Raw genomic sequence first — 2,514 nt, 5'->3', positions numbered from 1 at the left:
CCCGGGTTCCGTGCCCGCGCCCCTCCCGGCGCCCGGCCCGGTGACGCCGCCGAGCACGCTCACCGCCCGGGAGCGGGACATCGCCCGGCTCGTCTCGCGCGGCCTCAGCAACCGGGGCATCGCGGCCGAGTTGGTCATCAGCCCCGCCACGGTGGCGCGGCACGTCACCAACATCCTCACCAAGCTCGGCTTCTCCTCGCGCGCGCAGATCGCCGCGTGGGCCGTCGACAACCTCGCCGCCGAGGACGCGCCGCCTTGACCCCGCCCGGGGTGTGTACACAGGGCCGCCGCTATTGGGGTCCTGTCGAATACGACCCCGTTTGCGCAGTCCGGCGCATGTACGGGACGGCACCGCGGGCCTAGCGTCGGAAGCATGATCTCCAACGGTGTGGATCCGGGCGCCGCCTATCCGGCGATGACGGTGACCGAGGCGGTGCTGGGCGCCGGCGGTCCCGGCGGCGGCCTCGGCGGCGATGGCCTCGGCGGCGGTGGCCTGGGCGGTCCCGCCCGTCCGGCGCTGGTGGACGGGGCGTCCGGCCGCTCGCTCTCCCGCGCCGACCTGGCCGCCCAGGCCGGGTCGGCGGCGTCCGGGCTGGCCCGCGAGGGCCTCGGGCGCGGGAGCGTGGTGGGGCTGCACCTGCCAGACGGCCCGGAGTTCGCCGTCGCCCTGCACGCCGTCACGGCGGCGGGCGCGGCGCCGTTCCCGGTCCCCGCGGCGGTGCCGGCCGCCGAGCTGGCCCGGCTGCTGGACGCCGCCGGGGCCCGCGCCGTGATCACCTGGCCGGCCCTGCTCGCGGGCGCCCTGGAGGCGACGGCGTCGTGCGGCGTGGAGCGGATCTTCTGCTTCGGCGCGGAGCCGGGCGCCGAGCCGTTCTCCGCCCTGCTCACCGGGCGGGCCGCCCCGGACGTCCCGGCCGACCCGGCGCGCGACATCGCGCTGCTGGGCTGCACCCGCGTCTCGTCCGGGCCCGCGCGCGCCGTCCGGCTCACCCACGCCGAGGTCGTCGCCGGGCTCGTCCGCGTCGCCGGGGCGGGCATGATCGGGCCGGACGACATCGTCCTGACCGCGCTGCCGTTCGCGGGCGTGCTCGGCCTGAACGGCGTCCTGAACCCGGCGCTGCGGCTCGGCGCCACCGTCGTCGCCCTCGCCGGGACCGGGCGCCACGACCTGCTGCGCGCCCTCCAGGACCACCGCGTGACCGTCGCGGTGCTCCCGCCCCGGCTCGTGGAGGTCCTCGCCTACGACCGCGCCGCCGACCGCTACGGCCTGCGGTCCCTGCGCGCCGTCGTCTCCGCGGGCGGGCCGCTCGCCGCCGAGGACGTCCGCGCGGCGGCGGGACGGCTCGGCTGCCCCGTCCGGCAGGCGTACGGGCTGGCGGAGGCCGCCGGGTTCACCCACCTCAACCTGCGGGCCGCCGAGGAGGGCACGCTCGACTCCGTCGGGCGCGGGCTCCCCGGCGTGGTCTGGCGCATCGTCCACCCCCGCACCGGCGCCGACCAGCGCTCCTACCAGCCGGGCGAGCTGTGCGTGCGGCTGCCCGTGGCGCGCACCGCCGCCGTGCCCGTCCGGTGGCTGCCGACCGGCGACTCCGCGTTCGCCGACGACCACGGCCGCGTGTTCATCCTCGGGCGGCTCGGCCTCGCCCGCCCCGAGCCGCCCGCCGAGCCCGAGACGGTGCTGGCCGCGCACCCGGCGGTCGGCGACGCCGCCGTCGCCCCGGCCCCCGACCTGGACCTGGGCCTCGCCCCCCACGCGTTCGCCGTGGTCAAGGCCCCGGCGTCCGCCGACGACCTGCTCGCCTACGTCAACGCGCACGTCGCGGACTGCCACCGCGTCACGGCCGTCCACGTCGTCGACGCCATCCCCCGCACGCCGGACGGGCGCGTCCGGCGAAGGGAGCTCCTGGCCCGCGCCGGGCTCGCCCCTTGACGCGTGTCCGTGCCGGGACCTACACACACCGCTACACACTTCTTCGGATGTGGCGCGCCGCCGCGCGGCGTACGTTCGGCCCATGCTCCAGGGAGACACCGGCCCGCTGGCCGTTTCCGACACCACGGTGACCCAGGCCGTCCTGGAGGCGGCCCGGGAGAACGCCGTCCGGTACCGCGACCGGAGCGCCCTCGCCGACTCCGGGCAGGAGCTCGGCTACGGCCATCTCGCCGAGGTCGTGCCCGCCGCGGCCGGCGGCCTCCTCCGGCACGGCGTGCGCGCTGGCGACGTCGGCGCGATCCACCTCGCCGGCGTGTGCGACCTCGCGCTCGCCGTGCACGCCGTCACCGCGGCGGGCGCCGTCCCGGCCCCGCTGCCCGCGGGCGCCGCGCCCGCCGAGCTCGCCGCGATGCTGAACGAGACCGGCGCCCGCTTCCTGCTGACCGGCGGGGAGATCGCCGAACGTTCCCTCGCGGCGGCCGAGCGCTCCTACGTCCGGCAGGTGTTCGCGTTCGGCGACGTCCCGGGCGCCACCCCGTTCGGACGGCTCGTCGAGGCCGGGACCGGCGGGCCCCCGCCCGTCC

3 protein-coding genes are annotated in these 2,514 nt (G+C 78.6%); all 3 read left to right on the top strand.

The features are described 5' to 3' along the window. The coding region (locus E1298_RS46100) for a response regulator transcription factor (protein WP_131903681.1) at positions 1 to 259 on the top strand (259 nt) is incomplete at its 5' end. A gap of 114 nt (positions 260 to 373) precedes the next feature. After that, a complete protein-coding gene (locus E1298_RS46095) occupies positions 374 to 1,930 on the top strand; it encodes an AMP-binding protein (protein ID WP_131903680.1) in 1,557 nt (518 codons plus the stop codon). An 82-nt stretch (positions 1,931 to 2,012) separates the two neighbouring features. Further along, a partial coding sequence (locus tag E1298_RS46090; protein WP_165975987.1) for an AMP-binding protein occupies positions 2,013 to 2,514 on the top strand: 502 nt, incomplete at its 3' end.

The organism is Actinomadura rubrisoli (assembly GCF_004349215.1).
Classification (GTDB): domain Bacteria; phylum Actinomycetota; class Actinomycetes; order Streptosporangiales; family Streptosporangiaceae; genus Spirillospora; species Spirillospora rubrisoli.
Note: the sequence above shows the minus strand (reverse complement) of the source record. Positions and strands in the feature narration are given on the sequence as shown.